The organism is Cereibacter azotoformans, assembly GCF_021391315.1.
Taxonomy (GTDB): Bacteria; Pseudomonadota; Alphaproteobacteria; order Rhodobacterales; family Rhodobacteraceae; genus Cereibacter_A; species Cereibacter_A azotoformans.
Genome location: NZ_CP090021.1, coordinates 1,285,606 through 1,309,946 on the forward strand (window position 1 = coordinate 1,285,606; position 24,341 = coordinate 1,309,946).

Sequence of the window (24,341 nt, forward strand, 5' to 3'; positions counted from 1 at the left end):
CCGTGACCTCTTCCGCTTAGCGTGAGGCGTGGCCCCGCCGCAATCGCCGGCGTTGCAGAGCGCCGCCGCTTGCGCCACACAGCGCGCAAGGGAGACCTCCATGCTTGACGGCCTGATGCGACGCCTCATCGACCCGCCGCTCGACCGGGCGGGCCGCGCGCTCGCCCGGCGCGGCTGGAGCGCGGATGCGGTGACGCTGGCCGGGCTGGGCCTCGGGCTGCTGGCGGCGGGGATCGTGGCGCTCGGCCTGCCGCCCGTCTGGGCGATCCTGCCGCTTCTGGCGGGACGGTTCGCGGACGGGCTCGACGGGGCCATCGCACGGGCCACCCGCAGGACGGACTTCGGCGGCTATCTCGACATCACCTGCGATTTCCTCTTCTACGCGGCCTTTCCGCTCGCCTTCGTGCTGCGCGATCCCGAAGTCGGCGCGGCCGGGGCGTTCCTGCTGGCCTCCTTTTATGTGAATGGCGCGACATTTCTCGGTTTTGCGGTGCTTGCCGCACGGCGCGGGATGGAGACGCGCGCGCGCGGCGAGAAGTCGCTCTATTTCACCGCCGGATTGCTCGAGGGCAGCGAAACCATCCTGTTCTTCCTGTTTCTCTGCCTCTTTCCGCAGCTTTTCGCGCCGGCCGCCTGGATTTTCGGCGCGCTCTGCTTCGTGACGGCCACGAGCCGGGTGCTGCTGGCGCGGCGCCTGTTCCGCGAGTGACCGCTCGGCCGGCCTGTCGCTCACGCGGGGTCATCCCGCCGCGCATTTTTCCGGCCGCCCTTGCGGGGGGCGGGGCTGGCCACTAAGACTCGGGTAACAGCTGGACGATAATCCTTGCAAATGTGACGGGACAGCAGGCGCACATGAAAGACCCTATCGATCTCTACATGAACACGCTCGTGCCGATGGTGGTCGAACAGACCAGCCGTGGCGAACGGGCCTATGACATCTTCAGCCGCATGCTGAAGGAGCGGATCATCTTCCTCTCCGGCCCCGTGCATGACGGGATGTCGTCGCTGATCTGCGCGCAGCTGCTGTTCCTCGAGGCGGAAAACCCCTCGAAGGAAATCGCGATGTACATCAACTCGCCCGGCGGCGTGGTGACCAGCGGTCTCTCGATCTACGACACGATGCAGTACATCCGTCCCAAGGTCTCGACCCTCGTGATCGGGCAGGCGGCCTCGATGGGCTCGCTCCTGCTGACGGCGGGCGAGAAGGGAATGCGCTTCTCGCTGCCGAACAGCCGCGTGATGGTGCACCAGCCCTCGGGCGGCTACCAAGGCCAGGCGACCGACATCATGATCCACGCGCGCGAGACGGAAAAGCTCAAGCGCCGGCTGAACGAGATCTATGTCAAGCACACCGGCCAGGATCTCGATACGGTCGAGGCGGCGCTCGAACGCGACAATTTCATGTCCGCCGAGGATGCCAAGGCCTGGGGTCTGATCGACGAGATCCTGGAAAGCCGCGGCAAGACGGACGACACGGCGAAGTGAAAACGGGCCCCTCGCCGGGCGGACCGGCGAGGGGCGATTTGGCGTTGTGAAGGTCGGGGGCTTGGCCTAGACTTTCGCTTCAGGCCGGCAGGGCAGGCCCAAAGGCGCACGGCAGAGGACGACGATGGCGAACAATTCTGGCAGCGACAGCAAGAACACGCTCTACTGCTCTTTCTGCGGCAAGAGCCAGCATGAGGTGCGCAAGCTGATCGCAGGGCCGACCGTGTTCATCTGCGATGAGTGCGTCGAGCTCTGCATGGACATCATCCGCGAGGAAACCAAGTCCACCGGCCTCAAGTCGGCCGATGGCGTGCCCACCCCGCGCGAGATCTGCAAGGTTCTCGATGATTACGTGATCGGGCAGATGCATGCCAAGCGCGTGCTCTCGGTCGCGGTGCACAACCACTACAAGCGGCTCAACCACAGCTCGAAGAACGACATCGAGCTGTCGAAGTCGAACATCCTGCTGATCGGCCCGACCGGCTGCGGCAAGACGCTGCTCGCGCAGACGCTGGCCCGCATCCTTGACGTGCCCTTCACCATGGCGGATGCGACGACGCTCACCGAAGCGGGCTATGTCGGCGAGGATGTCGAGAACATCATCCTGAAACTGCTTCAGGCCTCGGAATACAATGTCGAGCGGGCGCAGCGCGGCATCGTCTATATCGACGAGGTCGACAAGATCACCCGCAAATCGGACAATCCCTCGATCACCCGGGACGTCTCGGGCGAGGGGGTGCAGCAGGCGCTTCTGAAGATCATGGAAGGCACGGTGGCGAGCGTGCCCCCGCAGGGCGGGCGCAAGCATCCGCAGCAGGAGTTCCTGCAGGTGGACACGACGAACATCCTGTTCATCTGCGGCGGCGCCTTCGCGGGGCTGGAAAAGATCATCGCGCAGCGCGGCAAGGGCTCGGGCATCGGTTTCGGCGCCGAGGTCAAGGATCCGGACTCGCGTGGGGTGGGTGAGCTCTTCACCGAACTCGAGCCTGAGGACCTGCTGAAGTTCGGCCTGATCCCCGAGTTCGTCGGCCGTCTGCCGGTGATCGCGACGCTGACGGACCTCGATGAGGCGGCCCTGGTCACGATCCTGACCGAGCCGAAGAACGCGCTCGTCAAGCAGTACCAGCGCCTGTTCGAGATCGAGGGCGTGAAGCTGACTTTCACCGCCGACGCGCTGACCGCCATCGCCAAGCGGGCGATCAAGCGCAAGACGGGCGCGCGGGGCCTGCGTTCGATCATGGAAGACATCCTGCTCGACACGATGTTCGAGCTTCCGGGCCTCGAGGGCGTGGAAGAGGTCGTCGTGAACGAGGAGGCGGTCAATTCCGGCGCGAAGCCACTTCTGATCTACACCGAGGTCACGAAGAAGAAGGACGCGACGGCAAGCTGAAGAGCCGGCCGCGGACGAGAATGTGAAGGCGGGTCCGGTGCCCGCCTTTCGCTTTTCCGCCGATCCCGCTGGACCTCGGCTGCGGCATTTGCCATATCGGGGCAACAGCTTTCGGAGGCTTGCGGATGTCGATACTCAAGCGCGCGGTGACCTGGTGGGACGGCCAGACCCTCGGCACCCAGTTCTTCACCTGGCGGCAAGGCGTCAAGGTGGGCGAGGATGAGCAGGGCAACACCTTCTACACCTCGAAGGACGGCAAGCGGCGCTGGGTGATCTACAACGGCGAGATCGAGGCGAGCCGCATCAGCCCGGACTGGCACGGCTGGCTGCACAGAACCTGGGAAGATCCGCCGACGGCCCGGCCGCTCGCGCACAAGCCCTGGGAGAAGCCCCACGTCGAGAACCTGACCGGGACCGAGGGCGCCTATGCGCCACCCGGCTCGATCCGGCGCGCCGAGCCGATCGCCCGGCGCGACTACGAGGCATGGCAGCCCGAATAATGGCCGAGAATCGTTCGGAAATCCTGGCCGGAGCGGCGGTTCTGGCAGCCGCCATCGGCTTCCTCGTCTATGCTGGGCAAACCGCCGGCATCACGCGCGACAGCGGATCCTACCCGCTGACGGCCAGCTTCCGCTCGGCCGAGGGAATCTCGGTCGGCACCGACGTGCGCCTTGCAGGCGTCAAGGTCGGCACGGTGACCGCCCTCGCGCTCAACCCGCAGACCTTCTTTGCCGACGCCACGATCTCGGTGAAGCAGGGGATCGAGCTGCCGACCGACTCGGCGATCCTGATCTCGTCCGAGGGGCTCCTCGGCGGCAACTACGTCGAGCTGATGCCGGGCGGCGCGCTGGAAAACCTCGCTCCGGGCGAGGAGATCGAGGACACCCAGGGCTCGGTCAGCCTGATCTCGCTTCTGATGAAGTTCGTCGGCTCGGGCGCCGAGAGCGCCATCCAGGGCGAGGAAGGATGAGGGTCCTGGCGGCGCTTCTGCTGATGGCGGCGCCGGCCCTCGCGCAGGATCTCCGCACGGCCGAGGGCAGCGGGGCGCTGCTGCGCTGGCTCGACAAGATGTCGGGCGAAACCGCCGATGCCGAGCTGATGCGCGGCCAGTCGGCGGTCAGCGGGCACCTGACCATCGAACTGGACGAGTGCCGCTATCCGGCCGGAGACCCGGCCTCGGACGCTTTCGCCCACCTGACGATCCGCGACTCGCGTGCGGCGGAACCCGTCTTCGATGGCTGGATGATTGCGTCGAGCCCGGCTCTGTCGTCGCTCGATCATCCGCGCTACGACGTCTGGCTGCTGCGCTGCACGACCGAGGCCGGATCCGGCGAGTAGCCGGGGGGCGCGAACTCGGCCTTGCCGGCAAGCGCCTCGCCGAGCCTGCGGTGATAGTCCGCGCGCGGGATCTCGATGGCGCCGAGCGAGGCGAGATGCGGGGTCAGGAACTGTGTATCAAAGAGCGTGAACCCGCCCGCGCGCAGCCTGTCGATCAGGAAGGCGAGGGCGACCTTCGAGGCGTCGGTGCGCCGCGAGAACATGCTCTCGCCGAAGAAGGCCCGGCCGAGCGTCACCCCGTAGACCCCGCCGACCAGAGCATCGCCCTCACGCACTTCCAGCGAATGGGCGTGTCCGAGGGCATGGAGCCCGACATAGAGCCGGAAGATGGTCGGGTTGATCCAGGTGTCCTCGCGATCGGCGCAGGCCCGGACGGTGCCGGCGAAATCCTCGTTGACCGTGACCGTCCAATCCATTCGGCGGATCCGCCGCGCGAGGCTGCGCGAGATATGGAAACCGTCGAGGGGGAAGATGCCCCGCCGCCGCGGATCCACCCAGTGGATCTCGGGATCGTCGCGCGACTCGGCCATCGGGAAGATGCCGAGCGCATAGGCGCGGAGCAGAAGCCGGGGTGTCAGCGCGGGCGGCGTCATGGGCCGCCCGCACCGGGCATCAGCCGAACTGGGCGGCCAGCCATTTTTCCAGCCAGTGGATGTTGTAATCGCCGTGCTGGATGTCGGGCTCGGCCAGCAGCGCGTGGAACAGCGGCACGGTCGTGTCGATTCCGTCCACGATCAGCTCGCCCAGCGCGCGGTGGAGGCGAGCCAGCGCCTCGGGCCGGTCGCGCCCGTGCACGATCAGCTTGCCGATCAGGCTGTCGTAATAGGGCGGGATCGAATAGCCGCCATAGAGCGCCGAATCCATCCGCACGCCGAGGCCGCCGGGCGCGTGAAAGACGCGGACCTTGCCGGGGCAGGGCGAGAAGTTCGGCAGCTTTTCGGCGTTGATCCGTACCTCGATCGCGTGGCCGTTGATCTCGAGCGCGTCCTGCTCGAAGGACATCGGCAGGCCGGCTGCCACCCGGATCTGCTCGCGCACCAGATCGACGCCGAAGATCGCCTCGGTCACCGGATGCTCCACCTGCAGGCGGGTGTTCATCTCGATGAAGTAGAACTCGCCGTCCTCGTAGAGGAACTCGATCGTTCCCGCGCCGATGTAGTTGATCCGGCCCACCGCCTCGGCGCAGATCTTGCCGATCCGGGCGCGCATCTCGGGGGTGATGACGGGGCCGGGGGCCTCCTCGAACACCTTCTGGTGGCGGCGCTGCAGCGAGCAGTCGCGCTCGCCCAGATGGACCGCGCGGCCCTTGCCGTCGCCAAAGACCTGGATCTCGATGTGCCGCGGCTTCTGGAGGTATTTCTCCATATAGACTTCGTCATTGCCGAAGGCGGCCTTGGCTTCGGAGCGGGCGGTGCGGAAGGCGACCTCCAGCTCTTCCTCGTTCCGCGCCACCTTCATCCCGCGCCCGCCGCCGCCGGCGGTGGCCTTGATGATGACCGGGAAGCCGATCGCACGGGCCGTGGTGATCGCCGCCTCGTAGTCGGGCACGCCGCCGTCCGAACCGGGCACGCAGGGCACGCCGAGCGCCTTCATCGTGTCCTTGGCGGTGATCTTGTCGCCCATGATGCGGATATGGTCCGCGGTCGGGCCGATGAATTCGATCCCGTGGTCCTGCAGGGCCTGGGCGAAGGCTGCGTTCTCCGAGAGGAAGCCGTAGCCGGGATGGACCGCCTCGGCGCCGGTGATCTCGCAGGCCGAGATGATCGAGGCCTTGTTGAGATAGCTTTCCGCCGACGAGGCCGGGCCGATGCAGACGCTTTCATCGGCCATGCGGACGTGCATGGCGTCGGCATCCGCGGTGGAATGGACGGCGACCGACTTGATCCCCATCTCCTGGCAGGCGCGGATCACGCGCAAGGCGATCTCGCCGCGGTTGGCGATCAGGATCTTCTCGAACATCGCCGCCTCACTCGATGATCATGAGGGGCGCGCCGTATTCGACGGCCGTGCCGTCCGACACGAGAACGCGCTTGACCGTGCCCGCCCGCGGCGCCGGAATGTGGTTCATGGTCTTCATCGCCTCGATGATCAGGACCGTCTGGCCCTCAGCCACGGTGGCGCCGACGGTGACGAAGGGCGTGGCGCCCGGCTCGGGCGCGAGATAGGCGGTGCCCACCATCGGCGAGGTGACGGCGCCCGGATGCTGGGCCGGATCCTCGATGGCGGGCGATGCGGCGGGCGCCGAGGACATCATCGGGGCGGCCATGGGGGCGGCCATCATCGGAGCCGCCGCCACCTGCGTCGTCACGATGTTGGCCTGCTTGACCACCCGAACCTCGAGGCTGTCATCCTCGCCATATTCCCGCTTCACCGAGAGTTCCGTCAGCTCGTTGCTGTTCAGCAGTTCGGCAAGGGCCTGGATGAAGGCGACATCGGCCTCGGTGTTGTTCTTGCTCATGACGTCCTCGGATTGGCTTGCTGCCGGATGGGGAAGGGCCCGCGGCCCTGACCGGCGCGCGGTTTCGCAGGCTTATACGCAATGGGCGCGGAGGAGAAAAGCGCCAGTTCGTCGCGAGAAGGCGGGGCCGTGCCGCTTTTTCGGGCGTCCGCGGCGGTTCCCCGCGCGGCCGGACGGTCGGGCGGCGCCCCGCATTATTTATCGTTTGGTAAAAAATAAGAGCCGTGTCAGCCTTGCTCCACAAACAACAACCCAGGGGAGGGTGCGACCTTGACCATGAGCCAGCTTACGCCCGGCGTCGTGCCGGGGCGTCTGCCAGCGGAAGCCTACTGTCGGAACTTCGCCGATGTGGAGCCGCCGCTCGACCGCCACGAGGCGAAGGTGGCGGCGGACCGATGCTACTTCTGCCACGACGCGCCCTGCGTGACCGCCTGTCCGACGGCGATCGACATTCCGCTCTTCATCCGCCAGATCGCGACCGGCACGCCCGAGGCCGCGGCGCGGACGATCTTCAACCAGAACATCCTGGGCGGCATGTGCGCCCGCGTCTGCCCGACCGAGCAGCTCTGCGAGGAGGTCTGCGTGCGCGAGGTGGCCGAGGGCAAGCCGGTCGAGATCGCCCGTCTCCAGCGCCACGCCACCGACACGCTGATGGCGAAGAACGTCCATCCCTTCCAGCGCGCCGCGCCCACGGGCAAGCGGGTTGCGGTGGTGGGCGCGGGGCCGGCGGGTCTTGCCGCCGCGCACCGGCTGGCGATGCTGGGCCATGAGGTCACGATCTTCGACGCGCATCCCAAGCCCGGCGGCCTGAACGAATATGGCATCGCCAGCTACAAGACGCCGGGCAACTTCGCGCAGGCCGAGGTGGACTGGCTGCTGATGATCGGGGGAATCACGCTCCGAACCGGGCAGGCGCTCGGGCGCGACATCACCCTCGAGGGGCTGCGGGCCGGGTTCGACGCGGTGTTCCTCGGCATGGGGCTCTCGGGCGTCAATGCGCTCCGGGCCGAGGGCGAGGAGCGCGACAATGTCCATCCGGCGGTGGATTTCATCGCGGCGCTGCGCCAGGCCGAGGATCTCTCGGCCCTGCCCATCGGGCGCGACGTGGTGGTGATCGGCGGCGGCATGACCGCCATCGACGCGGCGGTGCAGTCGAAGCTGCTGGGGGCCGAGACGGTCACCATCGTCTATCGCCGCGGGCAGGAGAGGATGAGCGCCTCGCGCCACGAACAGGATCATGCCACCTCCCACGGTGTCCGCATCATCTGCAACGCGGCGCCGGTGAAGGTGCATGGCAACGGCGCGGTGCGCGAGGTGGAGTTCGCCTACACCGAGGACGGGCCCGGCGGGCTGAAGCTTCTGTCCGAGACCTTCCGGCTGAAGGCGGACCAGCTCTTCAAGGCGATCGGCCAGACGCTGGGCGAGGTGCCCGAGGGGATCGCGCTTCAGGGCGGCAAGATCGCGGTGGATGCCGCGGGGCGGACGAGCCTCGAGGGCGTCTGGGCGGGCGGCGACTGCGCCACGGGCGGCGAGGATCTCACCGTGACCGCGGTGGCGCAGGGCCGGGACGCGGCCATGGACATCCATGCCGAGCTGGTCGGGTCATGAGCGCGCCTTGCAAGCATCAGGGCTTCGGGTTAGGCCTTCGGCCGGTCAGAAGCGGAGAGGCGGATGGACGGCATCGTCGAGACGATCGTGGGCTTCATCCGCGACAACAGCGACTGGGCGCTCTGGATCGCGATGATCTTCGCAGCGGCAGAGACGACGGCCTTCCTGTCGATCCTCATCCCCTCCACCGCGATCCTGTTCGGGGTGGGGGCGCTGGTCGCGACCGGGGGCCTCGACTTCACGCCGATCTGGATCGGGGCGAGCATCGGCGCCATGCTGGGGTCGTTCTTCTCCTTCTGGCTCGGCTGGCGCTTCGGGCCCCGGGCGCTGGAGATGCCGCCGATGCGCGACCATCGCGCGCTGATCCATCGCGGGACCGACGCCTTCGCGCGGTGGGGCACGCTGGCGGTGCTCATCGGCCATTTCTTCGGCCCGCTGCGGGCGGTGGTCTTCGTGCTGGCCGGTGTCTCGCGCCTGAGCGTCTGGAAATTCGCGCCGGTCAACATCCTGGGCTGCATCGCCTGGGCCTGGGCCACGCCCAAGTCCGGCGAGATCGGCGGCAACGTCCTGGGCTATCTCTGGAACCTCGTCACGGGCGGCTGACCCTTTCCGCCCGTTCCATGGCACCCGTTCAGGCCGCACCGCGGCCCGTTCCCCGTTTCTGAGGAGCATCCCATGGCCAATCTTCAGTCCGACTTCATCGGAATCCGGTCGCCCAACCCGTTCTGGCTGGCCTCGGCGCCGCCCACCGACAAGGAATACAACGTCCGCCGCGCCTTCGAGGCCGGCTGGGGCGGTGTGGTCTGGAAGACGCTGGGCAGCGAAGGCCCGCCGGTCGTCAACGTGAACGGCCCCCGCTACGGCGCGATCTGGGGCGCCGACCGGCGGCTTCTGGGCCTGAACAACATCGAACTCATCACCGACCGGCCGCTCGAGGTGAACCTGCGCGAGATCAAGTCGGTCAAGCGCGACTATCCCGACCGGGCGCTGGTGATCTCGCTGATGGTTCCCTGCGACGAGGACTCGTGGAAGGACATCCTCGCCCGGATCGAGGACACCGAGGCCGACGGGGTCGAGCTGAACTTCGGCTGCCCGCACGGCATGGCCGAGCGCGGCATGGGCTCGGCCGTGGGGCAGGTGCCGGAATATATCGAGATGGTCACGCGCTGGGTGAAGACGCACTCGCGCATGCCCTGCATCGTGAAACTCACGCCCAACGTCACCGACATCCGCAAGCCCGCCGAGGCCGCGAAGCGGGGCGGGGCGGACGCGGTCAGCCTGATCAACACGATCAACTCGATCACCGGCGTGGATATCGACGCCTTCGCGCCGATGCCCATGATCGACGGCAAGGGCACCCACGGCGGCTATTGCGGCCCCGCGGTGAAGCCCATCGCGCTGAACATGGTGGCCGAGATCGCCCGCAACCCCGAGACGCACGGGCTGCCGATCTCGGGCATCGGCGGCGTCACCACCTGGCGCGACGCGGTGGAGTTCATGCTGCTCGGCGCGGGCAACGTGCAGGTCTGCACCGCGGTGATGACCTACGGCTTCCGCATCGTGGAGGAGATGATCTCGGGCCTCTCGGACTACATGGACGCCAAGGGGTTCGAGACGACCGCGGATCTGGTGGGACGTGCGGTGCCCAACGTCACCGACTGGCAGTATCTGAACCTCAACTACGTCACCAAGGCCCAGATCGACCAGGACCTCTGCATCAAGTGCGGCCGCTGCTACGCCGCCTGCGAGGACACGAGCCATCAGGCCATCGCCATGTCGCCCGACCGCACCTTCAGCGTGAAGGACGAGGAATGCGTGGCCTGCAACCTCTGCGTCGATGTCTGCCCGGTCGAGAACTGCATCACCATGCGGGAACTGCCGAAAGGCGCGGTCGATCCGCGCACGGGCCGCACGGTGGGCGATTATGCCAACTGGCTCAGCCATCCGAACAACCCGTCGGTGCGCGAAGCGGCCGAGTGACCGGCGCCGGCCTCAGACGGCCAGAAGGCGCCTGAACAGCGTCTCGAGATAGAGCCCGGCCTCGGGGAAGGGGTCGGGCTCGCCCTCTCCCAGCACCGCCCGCACCTGCACCTCGAAATCGGCGTAATGCTGCGTCATGGCCCAGATCGAGAAGATCAGATGCACCGGATGCAGGCGCGCGATCCGCCCCTCGTCCATCCAGCGGGTCAGGACGGCGGCCTTGTCCGCCACCAGTTCCTTGAGGTCCGTCTCGATCACGGCGCGCATTCGCGGCGCGCCCTGCAGGATCTCGTTGGCAAACAGCCGGCTCTCGCGCGGAAAGTCGCGCGACAGCTCCAGCTTGCGCCGGACATAGCCGAGGATCTCGGCCACCGGGTCGCCCGCGGGGTTCATCGCCTTCAGCGGATCAAGCCAGGTCGCGAGCAGCCGCGACAGCAGGGCCACATGGATCGCCTCCTTCGACGGAAAGTAATAGAGCAGGTTCGGCTTCGACAGGCCGGCGGCCTCGGCGATCTGGTCGAGCGTGGCCCCGCGGAACCCGTGGGCCGAAAAGACCTCCAGCGCGGCCTCGAAGATCGCCTCGGAGTTGCGCCGCTGGATGCGCGTCTGCCGCGGGCTGGTCATGGGCGGGGGTCTCGGCGGGCAGGGGACATGGGGGCGCACTCCTTCTCGCCGGGATCCTAGTCCGGCCTTGACCGTTTGGTCAAATCTCCATCCCGGCCGGAAGATCCGCAGGGCACCTGTGGCATGATCGCGACGCCACACGGCGCGGGCGGCGCGCCGAGGCCGTCAGATCGCGCCGATGCCGCGCAGGATGATCTCCTTGACGCTCTCGGTGGCGGCGGCCCACTCCTCGTCCGACAGGGGGCGCCCGTCGTTCAGGGTCTCGATCTGATGCCCGAAGTCCGCGTAATGCTGGGTCGTGGCCCAGAGCATATAGAGCAGGTGGTGGGGATCGACCGGCCGCATCCGCCCGTCCGCGATCCAGCGGCGGATCGCCTGCGCGCGGCCTTCGGTCCATTCGCGCAACGTGGTCTCGAGGTAGTCCTGGATCACCGGCGCGCCGTGCATCACCTCGGAGGCCCAGACCTTCGAGCCGAACGGATGGCGGCGCGAGATTTCCATCTTGGCGTCGATATAGGCACCGATGCCCCGCACGGGGCAATCCGCCGTATCAAGGGCCTCTGCCGCCCGGAGCCAGATCTCGAAGATATCTTCGACGACGCGTCGGTAGAGCGCCTCCTTGGTGGGGAAGTAATAGTGCAGATTGGCCTTCGGCAGCCCCGCCATATCGGCGATGAGCTGCATGGTCGCGCCACCAAACCCGGCCTCGGCAAAGACTTTTTCGGCGGCGATCAGGATCGCCCGCTCGGTCTCGCGGCGGGTTTCCTCGCGTTTCGAGGGACGGGCGGTTTCGGGCATGGCTCCGAGATATTCATTGACCGGTTGGTCAGGTTATGGTGCGCTTCGATCTGACCGGATGGTCGAAGAAAGAGCAACAGAAGAGTCGGGGCGCGCGCGCCGGAGTTCCTGCCGCGACCCCGGACAGGGAGAACGGCATGGCCGACACGGTGGCCGCGGGTGAGAACCTGCGCATCAATGGCGAGCGTCTGTGGGACAGCCTGATGGAGATGGCGAAGATCGGACCCGGCGTCGCGGGGGGCAACAATCGCCAGACGCTGACCGACGCCGATGCCGAGGGGCGCGCGCTCTTCGCCCGCTGGTGCGAGGAGGCGGGCTGCACCCTGGGCGTGGACGGGATGGGCACGATGTTCGCAACCCGCGCCGGCACCGACTCCGAGGCGCTGCCGGTCTATGTCGGAAGCCACCTCGACACCCAGCCCACGGGCGGCAAGTTCGACGGCGTTCTGGGGGTTCTGGGCGCGCTTGAGGTGGTGCGGTCGATGAACGACCTGGGCATCCGCACGAAACATCCGATCGTCGTGACCAACTGGACCAACGAGGAGGGTGCGCGTTTCGCCCCGGCGATGCTGGCCTCGGGCGTCTTCGCGGGGGTCCATACGCTCGACTACGCCTATGCCCGCCGCGATCTGGAAGGGCGCAGCTTCGGCGAGGAGCTGGCGCGGATCGGCTGGAAGGGCGAGGAGCCGGTGGGTGCGCGAAAGATGCACGCCTATTACGAGTTGCACATCGAGCAGGGTCCCATCCTCGAGGCCGAGGGCCGGCAGATCGGCGTCGTGACCCATTGCCAGGGTCTCTGGTGGCTCGAGTTCACCCTGACGGGGCGCGAGGCGCACACCGGCTCCACCCCCATGACGATGCGCACGAACGCGGGCCTCGCCATGGCGCGGATCTTCGAGATGGTGCAGGAGGTGGCGATGGCCGCCCAGCCCGGCGCCGTGGGCGGCGTGGGGCAGGTGACCTTCTCGCCCAACTCGCGCAACGTTCTGCCGGGCAAGGTGGTCTTCACCGTGGACATCCGCTCGCCCGATCAGGGCAAGCTCGACGGGATGCGCGCCGAGATCGAGGCCCGCGCGGCCGACATCTGCGCCGAGCTGGGCGTGGGCTGCTCGGTCGAGCCGGTGGGCCATTTCGACCCCGTCACCTTCGCGCCCGAGCTGGTGGCCCACGTCCGGGCCGCGGCCGAGAAGCTGGGGCTGAGCCACATGGACCTGATCTCGGGCGCCGGTCACGATGCCTGCTGGGCGGCACGGATCGCGCCCGCCACGATGGTCATGTGCCCCTGCGTGGGCGGGCTCTCGCACAACGAGGCCGAGGAGATTTCGCCGGAATGGGCCACCGCCGGGACGAACGTGCTGTTTCACGCCGTGCTGGAAACGGCGGGTGTGGTGGGCTGACGCCGGGGGGCTGTCTGCCCCCCGGACCCCCCGAGGATATTTGGGCAGAGTGAAAGGGCGACCGGCGGGAGGTGGCGCCGATTGCCGGAGGCCGGAGCCGACGGCCGCGGGCCAAGGAGAGGGATCATGAGCACAGTCATCAAGAACGGAACGATCGTCACGGCGGACCTGACCTATCAGGCGGATGTGCTGATTGAAGGCGGCGTCATCACCGCCATCGGGCCGGACCTGAGGGGCGACGAGGTGCTGGACGCCACCGGCTGTTATGTCATGCCGGGGGGCATCGACCCGCACACCCATCTCGAAATGCCCTTCATGGGCACCTATTCCTCGGACGATTTCGAGAGCGGCACGCGGGCGGCGCTGGCGGGCGGCACGACGATGGTGGTGGATTTCGCGCTCCCCGCGCCGGGTCAGGGGCTGCTCGATGCGCTTTCCATGTGGCACAACAAGTCGGGCCGGGCGAACTGCGACTATTCCTACCACATGGCGATCACCTGGTGGGGCGAGCAGGTCTTCGACGAGATGAAGGCGGTGGTCGATCAGGGCATCACCTCGTTCAAGCATTTCATGGCCTACAAGGGCGCCCTGATGGTGAACGACGACGAGCTGTTTGCCAGCTTCCGCCGCTGCGCCGATCTGGGGGCGCTGGCGATGGTCCATGCCGAGAACGGCGACGTGGTGGCCGAACTGTCGGCCCGCCTTCTGGCCGAAGGCAACTGCGGGCCGGAGGCGCACGCCTATTCCCGTCCGCCGCAGGTCGAGGGCGAGGCCACGAACCGCGCTATCATGATCGCCGACATGGCGGCGGTGCCGCTCTATGTCGTCCATACCTCCTGCGAGGAGGCGCACGAGGCGATCCGGCGCGCCCGGATGCTGGGCAAGCGCGTCTGGGGCGAGCCCTTGATCCAGCACCTGACGCTGGACGAGAGCGAGTATCTCCATCCCGACTGGGACCATGCCGCGCGCCGGGTGATGAGCCCGCCGTTCCGCAACAAGCAGCACCAGGACTCGCTCTGGGCGGGGTTGCAGTCGGGCTCGCTGTCGGTGGTGGCGACCGATCACTGCGCCTTCACGACGGATCAGAAACGCTTCGGAATGAATGATTTTACCAGGATCCCGAACGGCACCGGCGGGCTCGAGGACCGGATGCCGATGCTCTGGACGCATGGGGTGAACACCGGGCGTCTCACGCCGAATGAATTTGTGGCCGTAACCTCAACGAATATCGCGAAGATCCTGAACTGCTACCCGAAGAAGGGCGCAGTTCTGGTGGGGGCGGATGCCGATCTGGTGGTCTGGGACCCCGAGAAGACCAAGGTGATCTCGGCCGGCTCGCAGCAGTCGGCGATCGACTACAACGTGTTCGAGGGCAAGGAGGTCAAGGGCCTGCCACGCTACACGCTGACCCGCGGGCAAGTGGCAGTGGCGGATGGCGAAATCCGCACGCAGGAAGGCCACGGCCAGTTCGTCGCCCGCGAGCCGCGGCCGGCGGTGAACCGCGCGCTTTCGGCCTGGAAGGAACTGACGGCGCCTCGGCCGGTCGAGCGGTCGGGCATCCCGGCGACGGGGGTGTGATGTCGGACGCTGCGACCGGCCGGCCCGTGATCGACGCGCGGAAGGTGGGCCTGACTTTCCAGACGGCGGACGGCCCGGTCCATGCGCTGAAGGACGTTAATCTCTCGGTGATGAAGGGCGACTTCGTGTCCTTCATCGGCCCCTCGGGCTGCGGCAAGACCACCTTCCTGCGCGCCATCGCGGCGCTGGAGCATCCCACCGAAGGCGACCTGCGCGTCAATGGCATGACGCCGGATGAAGCAAGGAAGCGAAGGGCTTACGGCTATGTCTTCCAGGCCGCGGGGCTTTATCCGTGGCGCACCATCGCGGGCAACATCCGCCTGCCGCTGGAGATCATGGGCTTCCCGAAGCCCGAGCAGGATCGGCGTGTGAAGGACGTTCTGCAACTGGTTGAACTGGAAGGGTTCGGCAAGAAATACCCTTGGCAGCTGTCGGGGGGGATGCAGCAGCGCGCCTCGATCGCGCGGGCCCTGGCTTTTGACGCCGACATCCTCTTGATGGACGAGCCCTTCGGCGCTCTGGACGAGATCGTGCGCGACCGTCTGAACGAGGCGCTTCTGAAGCTCTGGGCGCAGACCGGCAAGACCATCGGCTTCGTGACCCATTCGATCCCCGAGGCGGTCTATCTGTCCACGAAGATCGTGGTCATGTCGCCCCGCCCGGGCCGGATCACCGACGTGATCGAAAGCCCCCTGCCGCGCGAGCGTCCGCTGGACATCCGCGACAGCGCCGAGTTCATCGCCATCGCCCACCGCGTCCGCGAGGGCCTGCGCGCTGGCCATTCCTATGACGACTGAGAGGCGCCCATGAGGTCCATCCTGCCGGTCCTGACGGTCGTCGCGGTGATCGTGGCGCTCTGGTATGCCGCGGCGGTTGCGATGAACGCGACATGGGTGCGCGATCAGGCGGCGCGCGCGGGCACAGAGGTCAGCTTTCAGGAGCTTGTCCCCCGCACACTGGCGCAGGATCGCCCGGTGTTGCCTGCCCCGCATCAGGTGGCCAAGGGCCTGTGGGACGGGTGGGCCGGGCAGGCCGTCACCTCGCGGCGCAGCCTTGTCTATCACGCCTGGATCACGCTCTCGGCGACGCTGGTGGGCTTTGGCATCGGCACCGGGCTGGGCATTCTGCTGGCGGTGGGCATCATCCACAACCGCGCGATGGACCAGAGCGTGATGCCCTGGGCCATCGCCAGCCAGACCATCCCGATCCTCGCCATCGCGCCGATGATCATCGTGGTGATGAATTCCATCGGCGTCTCGGGGCTGCTGCCGAAGGCGATCATCTCGGCCTATCTCAGCTTCTTCCCGGTCGTGGTCGGCATGGTGACGGGCCTGCGCAGCCCCGACCGGATGCAGCTGGACCTGCTGTCCACCTACAACGCCAGCCGCAGCCAGACCTTCTGGAAGCTGCGGCTGCCGGCCTCGATGCCCTACCTCTTCGCCTCGCTGAAGGTGGGGATCGCGGCCAGCCTCGTCGGCGCCATCGTCGGCGAGCTTCCCACGGGCGCGGTCGCGGGCCTCGGCGCGCGGCTCCTGCAGGGCAGCTATTACGGACAGACCATCCAGATCTGGGCCGCGCTCTTCACCGCCGCCATCGTCGCCGCGGCGCTGGTGGGGATCGTGGGGGCGGTGCAGGCCGTGGTGCTGAAGCGGATGGGGATGGCGCGATGAACCTCGTCCTTCTCGCGCTGGTCTTCTGGGTCGCCACGCTGGCGCTGAACATCCGCATTTCGCATTCGCGCTTTTCCGAGACGCGGGCCGGGCGGCTGGTGGTGCCGGCGATCTTCGGCCTGACCGTGCTGGTCGTGTGGGAGCTGATGGTGCGCGGCCTTCAGGTCTCGCCCATCATCCTGCCGCCGCCGACCGCCATCGGGGCGCGGATCTCGACAAGCCTGCCGGTGCTTTGGGGCGACTTCGTCCAGACCTTCGTCAAGGGCGCGCTGACCGGCTGGCTGATCGGCTGCGGCGCGGCGGTGCTGACCGCCATCGCCATCGACCGCTCGCCCTTCCTGCAGCGGGGCCTCATGCCGGTGGGCAATTTCGTGGCCGCGCTGCCGATCGTGGGGATCGCGCCGATCCTGGTGATGTGGTTCGGCTTTGACTGGCAGTCGAAGGCGGCGGTGGTGGTGGTGATGGTCTTCTTCCCGGTGCTGGTGAACACGGTGGCGGGCCTGGCCGCGACCGAGGCCATGCAGCGCGACCTGATGAAGACCTATTCCGCCAGCTACGCCCAGACGCTTCTGAAGCTGCGGCTGCCGGCGGCGATGCCCTTCATCTTCAACGGGCTGAAGATCGCCACCACGCTCGCGCTGATCGGCGCCATCGTTGCCGAGTTTTTCGGCAGCCCCATCCGCGGCATGGGCTTTCGCATCTCGACCGAGGTGGGCCGGCTCGGCCTCGACATGGTCTGGGCCGAGATAACGGTTGCCGCACTGGCGGGCTCGGCCTTCTATGGAGTGGTGGCGCTGGTCGAGCGGGGGGTGACCTTCTGGCACCCGTCCCAGAGACGTCAACGATAGCCCGAACGGGCTCAACACGGAGGTAAGGATGAAAGGACTTCTGACCGGAGCGGCGCTTCTCGCGCTCGCCGCGGGAACGGCCTCGGCCGAGGATGTGACGCTGCAGCTGAAATGGGTGACGCAGGCCCAGTTCGCGGGCTACTACGTCGCCAAGGACCAGGGCTTCTACGAGGAAGAGGGGCTGAACGTCACGATCAAGCCGGGCGGGCCCGACATCGCGCCGGTGCAGGTGCTGCTGGGCGGCGGCGCCGACGTGATGGTGGACTGGATGCCCTCGGCGCTGGCCGCGCGCGAGCAGGGCGCCGACATCGTCAACATCGCCCAGCCCTTCAAGTCTTCGGGCATGATGCTGACCTGCCTCAAGGAATGGGGCGTGGCGAGCCCCGAGGACTTCAAGGGCAAGACGCTGGGCGTCTGGTTCGGCGGCAACGAATATCCGTTCCTGAACTGGATGTCGAAGCTGGGCCTGCCCACCGACGGCTCGCCCGAGGGGGTGACGGTGCTGAAGCAGGGCTTCAACGTCGATCCGCTCTTGCAGAAGCAGGCGGCCTGCATCTCCACCATGACCTACAACGAATACTGGCAGGTGATCGACGCGGGCCTTTCGCCCGACGACCTCGTGACCTTCAAGTACGAGGATCAGGGCGTGGCGACGCTCGAGGACGGGCTTTACGTCATGGCGCCGAAGCTGCAGGATCCGGCCTTCGTCGAGACGATGGCCAAGTTCGTTCGCGCCTCGATGAAGGGCTGGAAATGGGCCGAGGAGAACCCCGACGAAGCCGCGATGATCGTGCTGGAAAATGACGACACCGGCGCGCAGACCGAAGAGCACCAGAAGCGGATGATGGGCGAGATCGCCAAGCTCACGGCGGGCTCGAACGGCGCGCTGGACGTGGCCGACTACCAGCGCACCGTCGAGGCGCTGCTCGGGGGCGGCTCGGACCCGGTGATCTCGAAGGAGCCCGAGGGCGCCTGGACCCACGAGGTGAGCGGCAAGGCGCTGAACTGACGGCATCCCGGGGGGGGGCGCCCCTGCCGCACCCTCCTGCTCCGTTCCCGCGTCGCGAAGGGCGGGAGCGGGGCCTTGTCCTCGGCGGCCCCAGCGCCCAAGCTGAAGGTTCGCGACAGGAGGCCTCAGAACGATGACCGACACCCGGGACAGAAGGCGGTTCCGCTCGCAGGAGTGGTTCGACAATCCCGACAACCCCGGCATGACCGCGCTCTATGTCGAGCGATACCAGAACCAGGGATTCACGCGGCGCGAATTGCAGGGCGATCGGCCGATCATCGGCATCGCGCAGTCGGGATCGGACCTCGCGCCCTGCAACAAGATCCACCTGTTCCTGGCCGACCGGATCAAGGCGGGGATCCGCGACGCGGGCGGGGTGCCGATGGAGTTTCCCGTCCATCCGATCCAGGAGACCGGGCGGCGCCCGACGGCGGCGCTCGACCGCAACCTGGCCTATCTGGGTCTGGTCGAGGTGCTGCACGGCTATCCGATCGACGGCGTGGTGCTGACCACGGGCTGCGACAAGACCACTCCGGCGCAGCTGATGGCGGCGGCGACGGTGGACCTTCCCTCGATCGTCCTCTCGGGCGGCCCGATGCTGGATGGCTGGTGGGAGGGCAAGCTCGCCGGGTCGGGCACGATCATCTGGGAGAGCCGCCGGCTTCTGGCCGAGGGCGAGATCGACTATGCCGAGTTCATGGAGCGCGCCTGCGCCTCGGCGCCCTCGCTCGGCCATTGCAACACGATGGGCACCGCCTCGACGCTGAACGCGCTGGCCGAGGCGCTCGGCATGTCGCTGCCGGGCTGTTCGGCCATTCCCGCGCCGTTCCGCGAGCGGATGAACATGGCCTATGCCACGGGGCGACGGATCGTCGAGATGGTGCTCGAGGATCTCAAGCCGTCGGACATCCTCACCCGCAAGGCCTTCGAGAACGCCATCCGGGTCAATTCGGCGATCGGTGGCTCGACCAACGCGCCGCCGCATCTGCAGGCGATCGCGCGCCATGTCGGGGTCGAGCTTGCGGTGCAGGACTGGCAGGAGGTGGGGTTCGACGTGCCGCTGCTGGTGAACATGCAGCCCGCGGGCGAGTATCTGGGCGAGAGCTTCTTTCGCGCGGGCGGGGTTCCGGCCGTGATGGGCGAACTGATCGCTGCGGGGCTTCTGCATGAGGATGCGCTGACGGTCACCGGCCAAAGCGTGGGCCACAACCTTCAGGGCGAGCGCAGCCGCGACCGGCGCGTGATCCGCCCGGTTGATGAGCCGCTGCGCGAAAAGGCTGGATTTCTCGTGCTTTCGGGCAATCTCTTCGACTCGGCTCTGATGAAGACCTCGGTGATCTCGGCCGAGTTCCGGCACCGCTTCCTCGCGCGGCCGGGACAGGAGGGCATCCACGAGGCCCGCGCCGTGGTCTTCGAGGGGCCCGAGGATTATCACGCCCGCATCAACGACCCCGCGCTCGGCATCGACGAGACGACGATCCTCTTCATCCGCGGTGTGGGCTGCATCGGCTACCCCGGATCGGCCGAGGTGGTGAACATGCAGCCGCCCGACGCGCTGCTGCGCGAGGGCGTCACGCATCTGCCGACGGTGGGCGACGGGCGGCAGTCGGGCACGTCGGAAAGCCCCTCGATCCTCAACGCCTCGCCCGAGGCGGTGGCCGGCGGGGGTCTTGCGTTTCTGCAGACCGGGGACCGGGTGCGGCTCGACCTCAACCGCTGCCGGCTCGATGCGCTGGTGGACGAGGCCGAATGGGAGGCGCGGCGGGCCGCATGGCAGCCGCCCGAGCTTCACAACCAGACCCCGTGGCAGGAAATCTATCGCCGCCTCTCGGGCCAGCTGGCCGACGGGGGGTGCATCGAGCTGGCCACCACTTACCGCCGTGTGGCGCGAGATCTTCCGCGGGACAACCATTGAAACATCGGGTTACACGGCGAGGTTCATGTTCTGCATGAGCCTCGCCCTGCATGCCACGAACCCCGCGTTCAGGCGACGGGGGTCAGCAGCGGCTCGCCCGTCAGGAAGGCGCGGATGTTGGCGCGTTGCAGCTCTCCCATCGCGCGGCGCGTCTCGACCGTGCCCGAGCCCTGGTGCGGTTGCAGCAGCACGTTGGGCAGCGACAGGAACCGCGGGTCGATGTCGGGCTCGTTGCGGAAGACGTCGAGCGCCGCCCCGATCCGCCCGGCCTCGAGCGCCTCGATGAGGGCGGCCTCGTCCACCGTCGTGCCGCGCGAGATGTTCACCAGGACGGCGTCCTGCGGCATGCAGGCGATGACCTCGGCCGAGACATAGCGTTCGGTGGCCGCTCCGCCGACCAGGGCCACCACCAGCCAGTCCACCTCGGCCGCCAGCCCCTCGGGGGTCGCGTGGAAGATCCAGCCGGCGGGCACCTCCTTGGCGCTGCGCGAATGGTAGTGGATCTCCATGCCGAAGCCCACGAGGCGGTCGGCGATGGCCCGCCCGATGCGCCCCAGTCCCATGATGCCCGCCCGCCCGCCCGAGAACTTGCGGTTCAGCGGAAAGTCCTCCTTTGGCCACCGCCCTTCGCGCACGAAGCGGTCTCCGTCCGGGATGCGGCGGCAGAGGGCGAGCATCATGGCCAGCGCCGTATCGGCCACGTCGTCGTTCAGAACATCGGGCGTGTTGGTCACGCGGATGCCGCGGGCGCGGGCGGCGTCAACGTCGATCGCATCGTAGCCCACGCCAAAGTTCGCGATCACCCCGAGGGCGGGCAACAGGTCCATCGTCTCGGCCCCGAAAGCCGCGCCGCCCTTGTAGGCCACCGCGATGGTCTCGTGCCGGAGAGAGGGATCGAGGTCGGCCAGATCCGCAAGCCGCGCGACCGTGGTGAGGGAAAAGCTCTGCGTCATCGCCTCATTGTCCCATTCGGGGTAGGAGCCCACTGCGATCACCCGTTGCCGTTTCATCCCGTCTCCTTTCGGTCCGTTGCCTGCGGCCCCGGGGGCCGCGGCGAAAGGCTGGCATATCACGAACGGATCGGCCAGCCTGCCGAGCATCATCCCGTCTCAGCCAGAAGTTCCTCTTGCGCGCCCTTCGATCAGCCGGCCCTTTTGCGCCGGCAAGGCTTGTTCTTGCATCGGGAATGCTCTTTGCTGAGGCGGAACTGCGAGCGGAGGAGACCATGGGCTCAGGCCGGCTGACCGGAAAGCGCGCGCTGGTGACGGCGGCGGGTCAGGGGATCGGCAGGGCCTCGGCTCTCGCCATGGCGCGCGAAGGGGCGCGGGTGCTGGCGACCGATGTGAACGCGGCCGCACTCGAAAGCCTCGCCGCCGAGGGGCTGGAGGTGCGCCGTCTGGACGTGCGCGATCCGGCCTCGATCGCCGATGCCGTCGAGGCGGCGGGGCCGCTCGATGTGCTCTTCAATTGCGCGGGATTCGTCGCCTCCGGCACGATCCTCGACTGCGACGAGGAGAGCTGGGAGGTCTCGGTCGGGCTGAACCTGACGGGCATGTACCGCATGTGCCGCGCCTTCCTGCCCGGCATGATCGCGGGCGGCGGCGGGTCGATCGTCAACATGGCCTCGGTCGTCTCGGCGGCCATCGCCGCGCCGAACCGCTTCGTCTATGGCACCACCAAGGCGGGCGTCGTGGGGCTGACCAAATCCATCGCGGCCGACTTCATCGGGCAGGGCATCCGCTGCAACGCGATCTGCCCCGGCACGGTCGAGAGCCCCTCGCTCGAAGAGCGACTCCGCGCGACCGGCGACTACGAGGCCGCGCGGCGCGCCTTCGTGGCGCGCCAGCCCATCGGCCGCATCGGCCGCCCCGAGGAGATCGCGGCGCTCGTCGTCTATCTCGCCTCGGACGAATCCGCCTACACCACCGGGGTCGCCCATGTCATCGACGGGGGCTGGTCCAATATCTGAGGAGAGACCATGAAACTGCTGCGCCATGGGCCCGCCGGGGCCGAACGACCCGGGCTCGTCTGGACCGACGGCACCATCCGCGACCTCTCGGGCATCCTGCCGGACGTGGGGGGCGACGCGCTGTCGGACGAGGGTCTGGCCAGGCTGCGCGAGATCGACGGGGCGGGCCTGCCGGTCGTGGCCGAGGATGCGCGCCTCGGCCCCTGCGTGGGCGGGATCGGCAAGTTCATCTGCATCGGCCTGAACTATTCCGACCATGCGGCCGAGACCGGCGCGCAGGTCCCGCCCGAGCCGATCATCTTCATGAAGGCCAATTCGGCGATCTGCGGCCCGAACGATCCGATCATCATTCCGCGCGGGTCGGTCAAGACCGACTGGGAGGTGGAACTGGCCGTGATCATCGGCCGGAAGGCCAAGTATGTCTCTGAGGCCGAGGCGCTGACCCATGTCGCGGGCTATGCGGTGGCCAACGATGTCTCCGAGCGGGCCTTCCAGGCCGAACGGTCGGGCCAGTGGACCAAGGGCAAGAGCTGCGACAACTTCGGCCAGCTCGGGCCCTGGCTCGTGACCCGGGACGAGGTGGCCGATCCGCAGGACCTGTCGCTCTGGCTGTCGGTGAACGGGCAGAAGATGCAGGACGGCACGACGCGGACGATGGTCTATGGCGTGGCCTTTCTGGTCAGCTACCTCTCGCAGTTCATGACGCTGCATCCGGGCGACGTGATCTCGACCGGGACGCCTCCGGGGGTGGGGCTGGGGATGAAGCCGCCCCGGTTCCTGAAGGCCGGGGACGTGGTCGAGCTGGGTGTCGAGGGGCTGGGCCGGCAGCGGCAGGACGTGATCGCCGACGCCTGAGCGCGCCGCATCGGGGCCGGCAATGTCCGGCCTCGACGGCGGTGCGAGGCGGGGTTGAAAAGCCCTGTGCTTCCCCCGGATAATGCAGGATGATCCTGTAAAGCCGGGAGGGATGAACCATGCCGATGACGGCGCTCACGGGCAGCCGGGTGCGCGAGCGGCGCCTGCAGCTGGGGCTCCGGCAGGCCGATCTCGCGCGGTCGGCGGGGATCTCGGCCTCGTATCTCAACCTGATCGAGCACAACCGCCGCCGGATCGGCGACGAGGTGCTGGGACGGCTGGCGCGCGCGCTGAAGATCGAGGCCCAGACGCTCTCGGCCGGGGCCGAGTGGGTGCTGGTCGAGGATCTGCGCGCCGCGGCCGCGTCGGGCGGCGACGAGCAGCCCGAACTGGACCGGGTCGAGGATTTCGTCGGCCGCTTTCCGGGCTGGGCGCGGATGCTGGCCGCGCAGCATCGAAGGCTGGGCCTGCTCGAACGCACCGTCACCGCGCTGAACGACCGCCTGACCCACGACACCCATCTCAGCCAGGCGCTGCACGAGGTGCTTTCGGCGGTGAGCGCGGTGCGCTCGACCGCGGCGATCCTGGCCGAAACCGAGGACATCGACCCGGACTGGCGGGCGCGCTTCCATGCCAACATCCACACCGACAGCGAGCGGCTGGCGGTGGGGGCCGAGGCGCTGGTGGCCTATCTCGACGCGGCCGCCGAGGACGAGGAGCAGGGCCTCGCCGCGCCGCAGGAGGAGGTGGAGGGCTGGCTTGCCGCCCGCGGCTGGCATCTGGCCGAACTGGAGGAGCCGGGCGGGCGGGCGCTGCTCGAGCCGGAACTCGAGGGTCTGGCGTCGGCGGCGGGCCGGGCGATGGCGCGCGACTGGATCCTGCGGGCCGAGGCGGATGCGGCGGTGATGCCGCTCGATGCCTTCCGCGCCGCGATCCGGGCCGAAGGCGATCCGCTGCTGGTGGCCCGCCGGTTCGGCGTGGGGGTTCTCGCCGTCTTCCGGCGGATGGCGACGCTGCCGGGCGCGCTTGCGGGCCTCGTGATCTGCGACGGGTCGGGGACGCTGGTCTTCCGCAAGCCGCCCGAGGGGTTCCTGCTGCCGCGGTTCGGCGCCGCCTGTCCGCTCTGGCCGCTCTTCGAGGCGCTGGCCCATCCGATGAGCCCGGTCGAGGCGGTGATCGAGCCTGCGGCCCGCGCCCGCCGCTCCTACCGCGCCCGAGCCTTCTGCGAGCCGCGCCATCCGGCGGGCTTTTCCGGGCCCGAACTGCGCGAGGCGGGAATGCTGATCGAGCCGGCGGTGCCCGACCCGTCCTTCGAGCCGCGCCCCGTGGGAACCTCGTGCCGGATCTGTCCGCGCGCGGGATGCCCCGCCCGGCGCGAGCCCTCGATCCTGCTGGAAGGCTCGTGACGGCAGCCGTTTC

Annotated in this window: 25 protein-coding genes; 19 read left to right on the forward strand and 6 right to left on the reverse strand. The window is 68.0% G+C overall.

Features of this window, described 5'->3' with window-relative positions; genetic code table 11:
• Positions 1-100 precede the first annotated feature (100 nt).
• The 6 genes from LV780_RS06470 to LV780_RS06495 all read left to right on the forward strand — a co-directional run bounded on the left by LV780_RS06470 (position 101) and on the right by LV780_RS06495 (position 4,213).
• On the forward strand, positions 101-709 hold the full coding sequence (locus LV780_RS06470) for a CDP-alcohol phosphatidyltransferase family protein (RefSeq protein ID WP_108220147.1): 609 nt from the start codon (positions 101-103) through the stop codon (positions 707-709).
• 143 nt (positions 710-852) lie between these two features.
• Positions 853-1,485, forward strand: coding sequence for an ATP-dependent Clp protease proteolytic subunit (locus LV780_RS06475; RefSeq protein ID WP_011908473.1), 633 nt, complete (start codon positions 853-855; stop codon positions 1,483-1,485).
• A 124-nt stretch (positions 1,486-1,609) separates the two neighbouring features.
• Positions 1,610-2,875, forward strand: a complete 1,266-nt coding sequence (clpX, locus tag LV780_RS06480; RefSeq protein ID WP_011908474.1) for an ATP-dependent Clp protease ATP-binding subunit ClpX — start codon at positions 1,610-1,612, stop codon at positions 2,873-2,875.
• A 125-nt stretch (positions 2,876-3,000) separates the two neighbouring features.
• Complete coding sequence (locus LV780_RS06485; protein ID WP_011908475.1) at positions 3,001-3,375, forward strand: NADH:ubiquinone oxidoreductase subunit NDUFA12; 375 nt, start codon at positions 3,001-3,003, stop codon at positions 3,373-3,375.
• The gene (gene mlaD / locus LV780_RS06490; RefSeq protein ID WP_011908476.1) at positions 3,375-3,845 is read left to right on the forward strand and encodes an outer membrane lipid asymmetry maintenance protein MlaD; all 471 of its coding nucleotides are present in this window, start codon (positions 3,375-3,377) and stop codon (positions 3,843-3,845) included. Before LV780_RS06485 ends, mlaD begins: the two co-directional genes overlap by 1 nt.
• Positions 3,842-4,213, forward strand: coding sequence for a DUF2155 domain-containing protein (locus tag LV780_RS06495; protein WP_011908477.1), 372 nt, complete (start codon positions 3,842-3,844; stop codon positions 4,211-4,213). Before mlaD ends, LV780_RS06495 begins: the two co-directional genes overlap by 4 nt.
• Here the strand turns inward: LV780_RS06495 and aat are convergent.
• From aat to accB, 3 genes are read right to left on the reverse strand one after another with little or no spacing between them, the layout of a single operon-like run.
• On the reverse strand, positions 4,162-4,806 hold the full coding sequence (gene aat / locus LV780_RS06500; protein ID WP_108220148.1) for a leucyl/phenylalanyl-tRNA--protein transferase: 645 nt from the start codon (positions 4,804-4,806) through the stop codon (positions 4,162-4,164). The two genes, LV780_RS06495 and aat, sit on opposite strands and share 52 nt — an antisense overlap.
• Before the next feature lie 19 nt (positions 4,807-4,825).
• Positions 4,826-6,172 carry an acetyl-CoA carboxylase biotin carboxylase subunit gene (gene accC, locus LV780_RS06505; protein ID WP_108220149.1) on the reverse strand — a complete coding sequence of 449 codons (1,347 nt, stop codon included), beginning with the start codon at positions 6,170-6,172 and terminating at the stop codon, positions 4,826-4,828.
• 7 nt (positions 6,173-6,179) lie between these two features.
• Complete coding sequence (gene accB, locus LV780_RS06510; RefSeq protein WP_011908480.1) at positions 6,180-6,671, reverse strand: acetyl-CoA carboxylase biotin carboxyl carrier protein; 492 nt, start codon at positions 6,669-6,671, stop codon at positions 6,180-6,182.
• 276 nt (positions 6,672-6,947) lie between these two features.
• Between accB and LV780_RS06515 the strand changes: the two genes are divergently transcribed.
• The 3 genes from LV780_RS06515 (at position 6,948) to preA (ending at position 10,259) form a co-directional block, all read left to right on the forward strand.
• A complete protein-coding gene (locus tag LV780_RS06515; protein WP_181318443.1) occupies positions 6,948-8,279 on the forward strand; it encodes an NAD(P)-dependent oxidoreductase in 1,332 nt (443 codons plus the stop codon).
• 63 nt (positions 8,280-8,342) lie between these two features.
• The gene (locus LV780_RS06520) at positions 8,343-8,882 is read left to right on the forward strand and encodes a DedA family protein (protein ID WP_108220151.1); all 540 of its coding nucleotides are present in this window, start codon (positions 8,343-8,345) and stop codon (positions 8,880-8,882) included.
• A gap of 72 nt (positions 8,883-8,954) precedes the next feature.
• Entirely contained in the window at positions 8,955-10,259 is a 1,305-nt protein-coding gene (gene preA / locus LV780_RS06525) for an NAD-dependent dihydropyrimidine dehydrogenase subunit PreA (RefSeq protein WP_108220152.1), read from the forward strand.
• A 12-nt stretch (positions 10,260-10,271) separates the two neighbouring features.
• On the opposite strand, the gene LV780_RS06530 is transcribed toward preA, so the two are convergent.
• On the reverse strand, positions 10,272-10,883 hold the full coding sequence (locus tag LV780_RS06530) for a TetR family transcriptional regulator C-terminal domain-containing protein (protein ID WP_011908484.1): 612 nt from the start codon (positions 10,881-10,883) through the stop codon (positions 10,272-10,274).
• Between the two features lie 165 nt (positions 10,884-11,048).
• Positions 11,049-11,681: a TetR/AcrR family transcriptional regulator gene (locus LV780_RS06535; protein ID WP_108220153.1), complete on the reverse strand. Its 633-nt coding sequence runs from the start codon at positions 11,679-11,681 to the stop codon at positions 11,049-11,051.
• A 137-nt stretch (positions 11,682-11,818) separates the two neighbouring features.
• Between LV780_RS06535 and LV780_RS06540 the strand changes: the two genes are divergently transcribed.
• The 7 genes from LV780_RS06540 (at position 11,819) to LV780_RS06570 (ending at position 20,098) form a co-directional block, all read left to right on the forward strand.
• The gene (locus tag LV780_RS06540; protein ID WP_101340697.1) at positions 11,819-13,078 is read left to right on the forward strand and encodes a Zn-dependent hydrolase; all 1,260 of its coding nucleotides are present in this window, start codon (positions 11,819-11,821) and stop codon (positions 13,076-13,078) included.
• Between the two features lie 126 nt (positions 13,079-13,204).
• The gene (gene hydA, locus LV780_RS06545; RefSeq protein ID WP_101340696.1) at positions 13,205-14,656 is read left to right on the forward strand and encodes a dihydropyrimidinase; all 1,452 of its coding nucleotides are present in this window, start codon (positions 13,205-13,207) and stop codon (positions 14,654-14,656) included.
• Positions 14,656-15,453, forward strand: coding sequence for an ABC transporter ATP-binding protein (locus LV780_RS06550; RefSeq protein WP_101340695.1), 798 nt, complete (start codon positions 14,656-14,658; stop codon positions 15,451-15,453). The genes hydA and LV780_RS06550 overlap by 1 nt, the downstream gene beginning before the upstream one ends.
• Before the next feature lie 9 nt (positions 15,454-15,462).
• Positions 15,463-16,326 carry an ABC transporter permease gene (locus LV780_RS06555; RefSeq protein ID WP_108220154.1) on the forward strand — a complete coding sequence of 288 codons (864 nt, stop codon included), beginning with the start codon at positions 15,463-15,465 and terminating at the stop codon, positions 16,324-16,326.
• Positions 16,323-17,174, forward strand: a complete 852-nt coding sequence (locus LV780_RS06560) for an ABC transporter permease (protein WP_108220155.1) — start codon at positions 16,323-16,325, stop codon at positions 17,172-17,174. Before LV780_RS06555 ends, LV780_RS06560 begins: the two co-directional genes overlap by 4 nt.
• 28 nt (positions 17,175-17,202) lie before the next feature.
• Positions 17,203-18,183 carry an ABC transporter substrate-binding protein gene (locus LV780_RS06565; protein ID WP_108220156.1) on the forward strand — a complete coding sequence of 327 codons (981 nt, stop codon included), beginning with the start codon at positions 17,203-17,205 and terminating at the stop codon, positions 18,181-18,183.
• A 133-nt stretch (positions 18,184-18,316) separates the two neighbouring features.
• Positions 18,317-20,098, forward strand: coding sequence for an IlvD/Edd family dehydratase (locus LV780_RS06570; RefSeq protein WP_108220157.1), 1,782 nt, complete (start codon positions 18,317-18,319; stop codon positions 20,096-20,098).
• 68 nt (positions 20,099-20,166) lie between these two features.
• On the opposite strand, the gene LV780_RS06575 is transcribed toward LV780_RS06570, so the two are convergent.
• Positions 20,167-21,108, reverse strand: coding sequence for a 2-hydroxyacid dehydrogenase (locus LV780_RS06575; protein ID WP_117344960.1), 942 nt, complete (start codon positions 21,106-21,108; stop codon positions 20,167-20,169).
• A 215-nt stretch (positions 21,109-21,323) separates the two neighbouring features.
• Here LV780_RS06575 and LV780_RS06580 point away from each other — a divergent pair, with 215 nt between their 5' ends.
• The 3 genes from LV780_RS06580 to LV780_RS06590 all read left to right on the forward strand — a co-directional run bounded on the left by LV780_RS06580 (position 21,324) and on the right by LV780_RS06590 (position 24,328).
• A complete protein-coding gene (locus tag LV780_RS06580) occupies positions 21,324-22,067 on the forward strand; it encodes an SDR family oxidoreductase (RefSeq protein WP_108220289.1) in 744 nt (247 codons plus the stop codon).
• A 9-nt stretch (positions 22,068-22,076) separates the two neighbouring features.
• Positions 22,077-22,922, forward strand: coding sequence for a fumarylacetoacetate hydrolase family protein (locus LV780_RS06585; protein ID WP_108220159.1), 846 nt, complete (start codon positions 22,077-22,079; stop codon positions 22,920-22,922).
• Positions 22,923-23,041: 119 nt separating this feature from the next.
• Positions 23,042-24,328, forward strand: coding sequence for a helix-turn-helix domain-containing protein (locus tag LV780_RS06590; RefSeq protein ID WP_108220160.1), 1,287 nt, complete (start codon positions 23,042-23,044; stop codon positions 24,326-24,328).
• Positions 24,329-24,341: the final 13 nt, after the last annotated feature.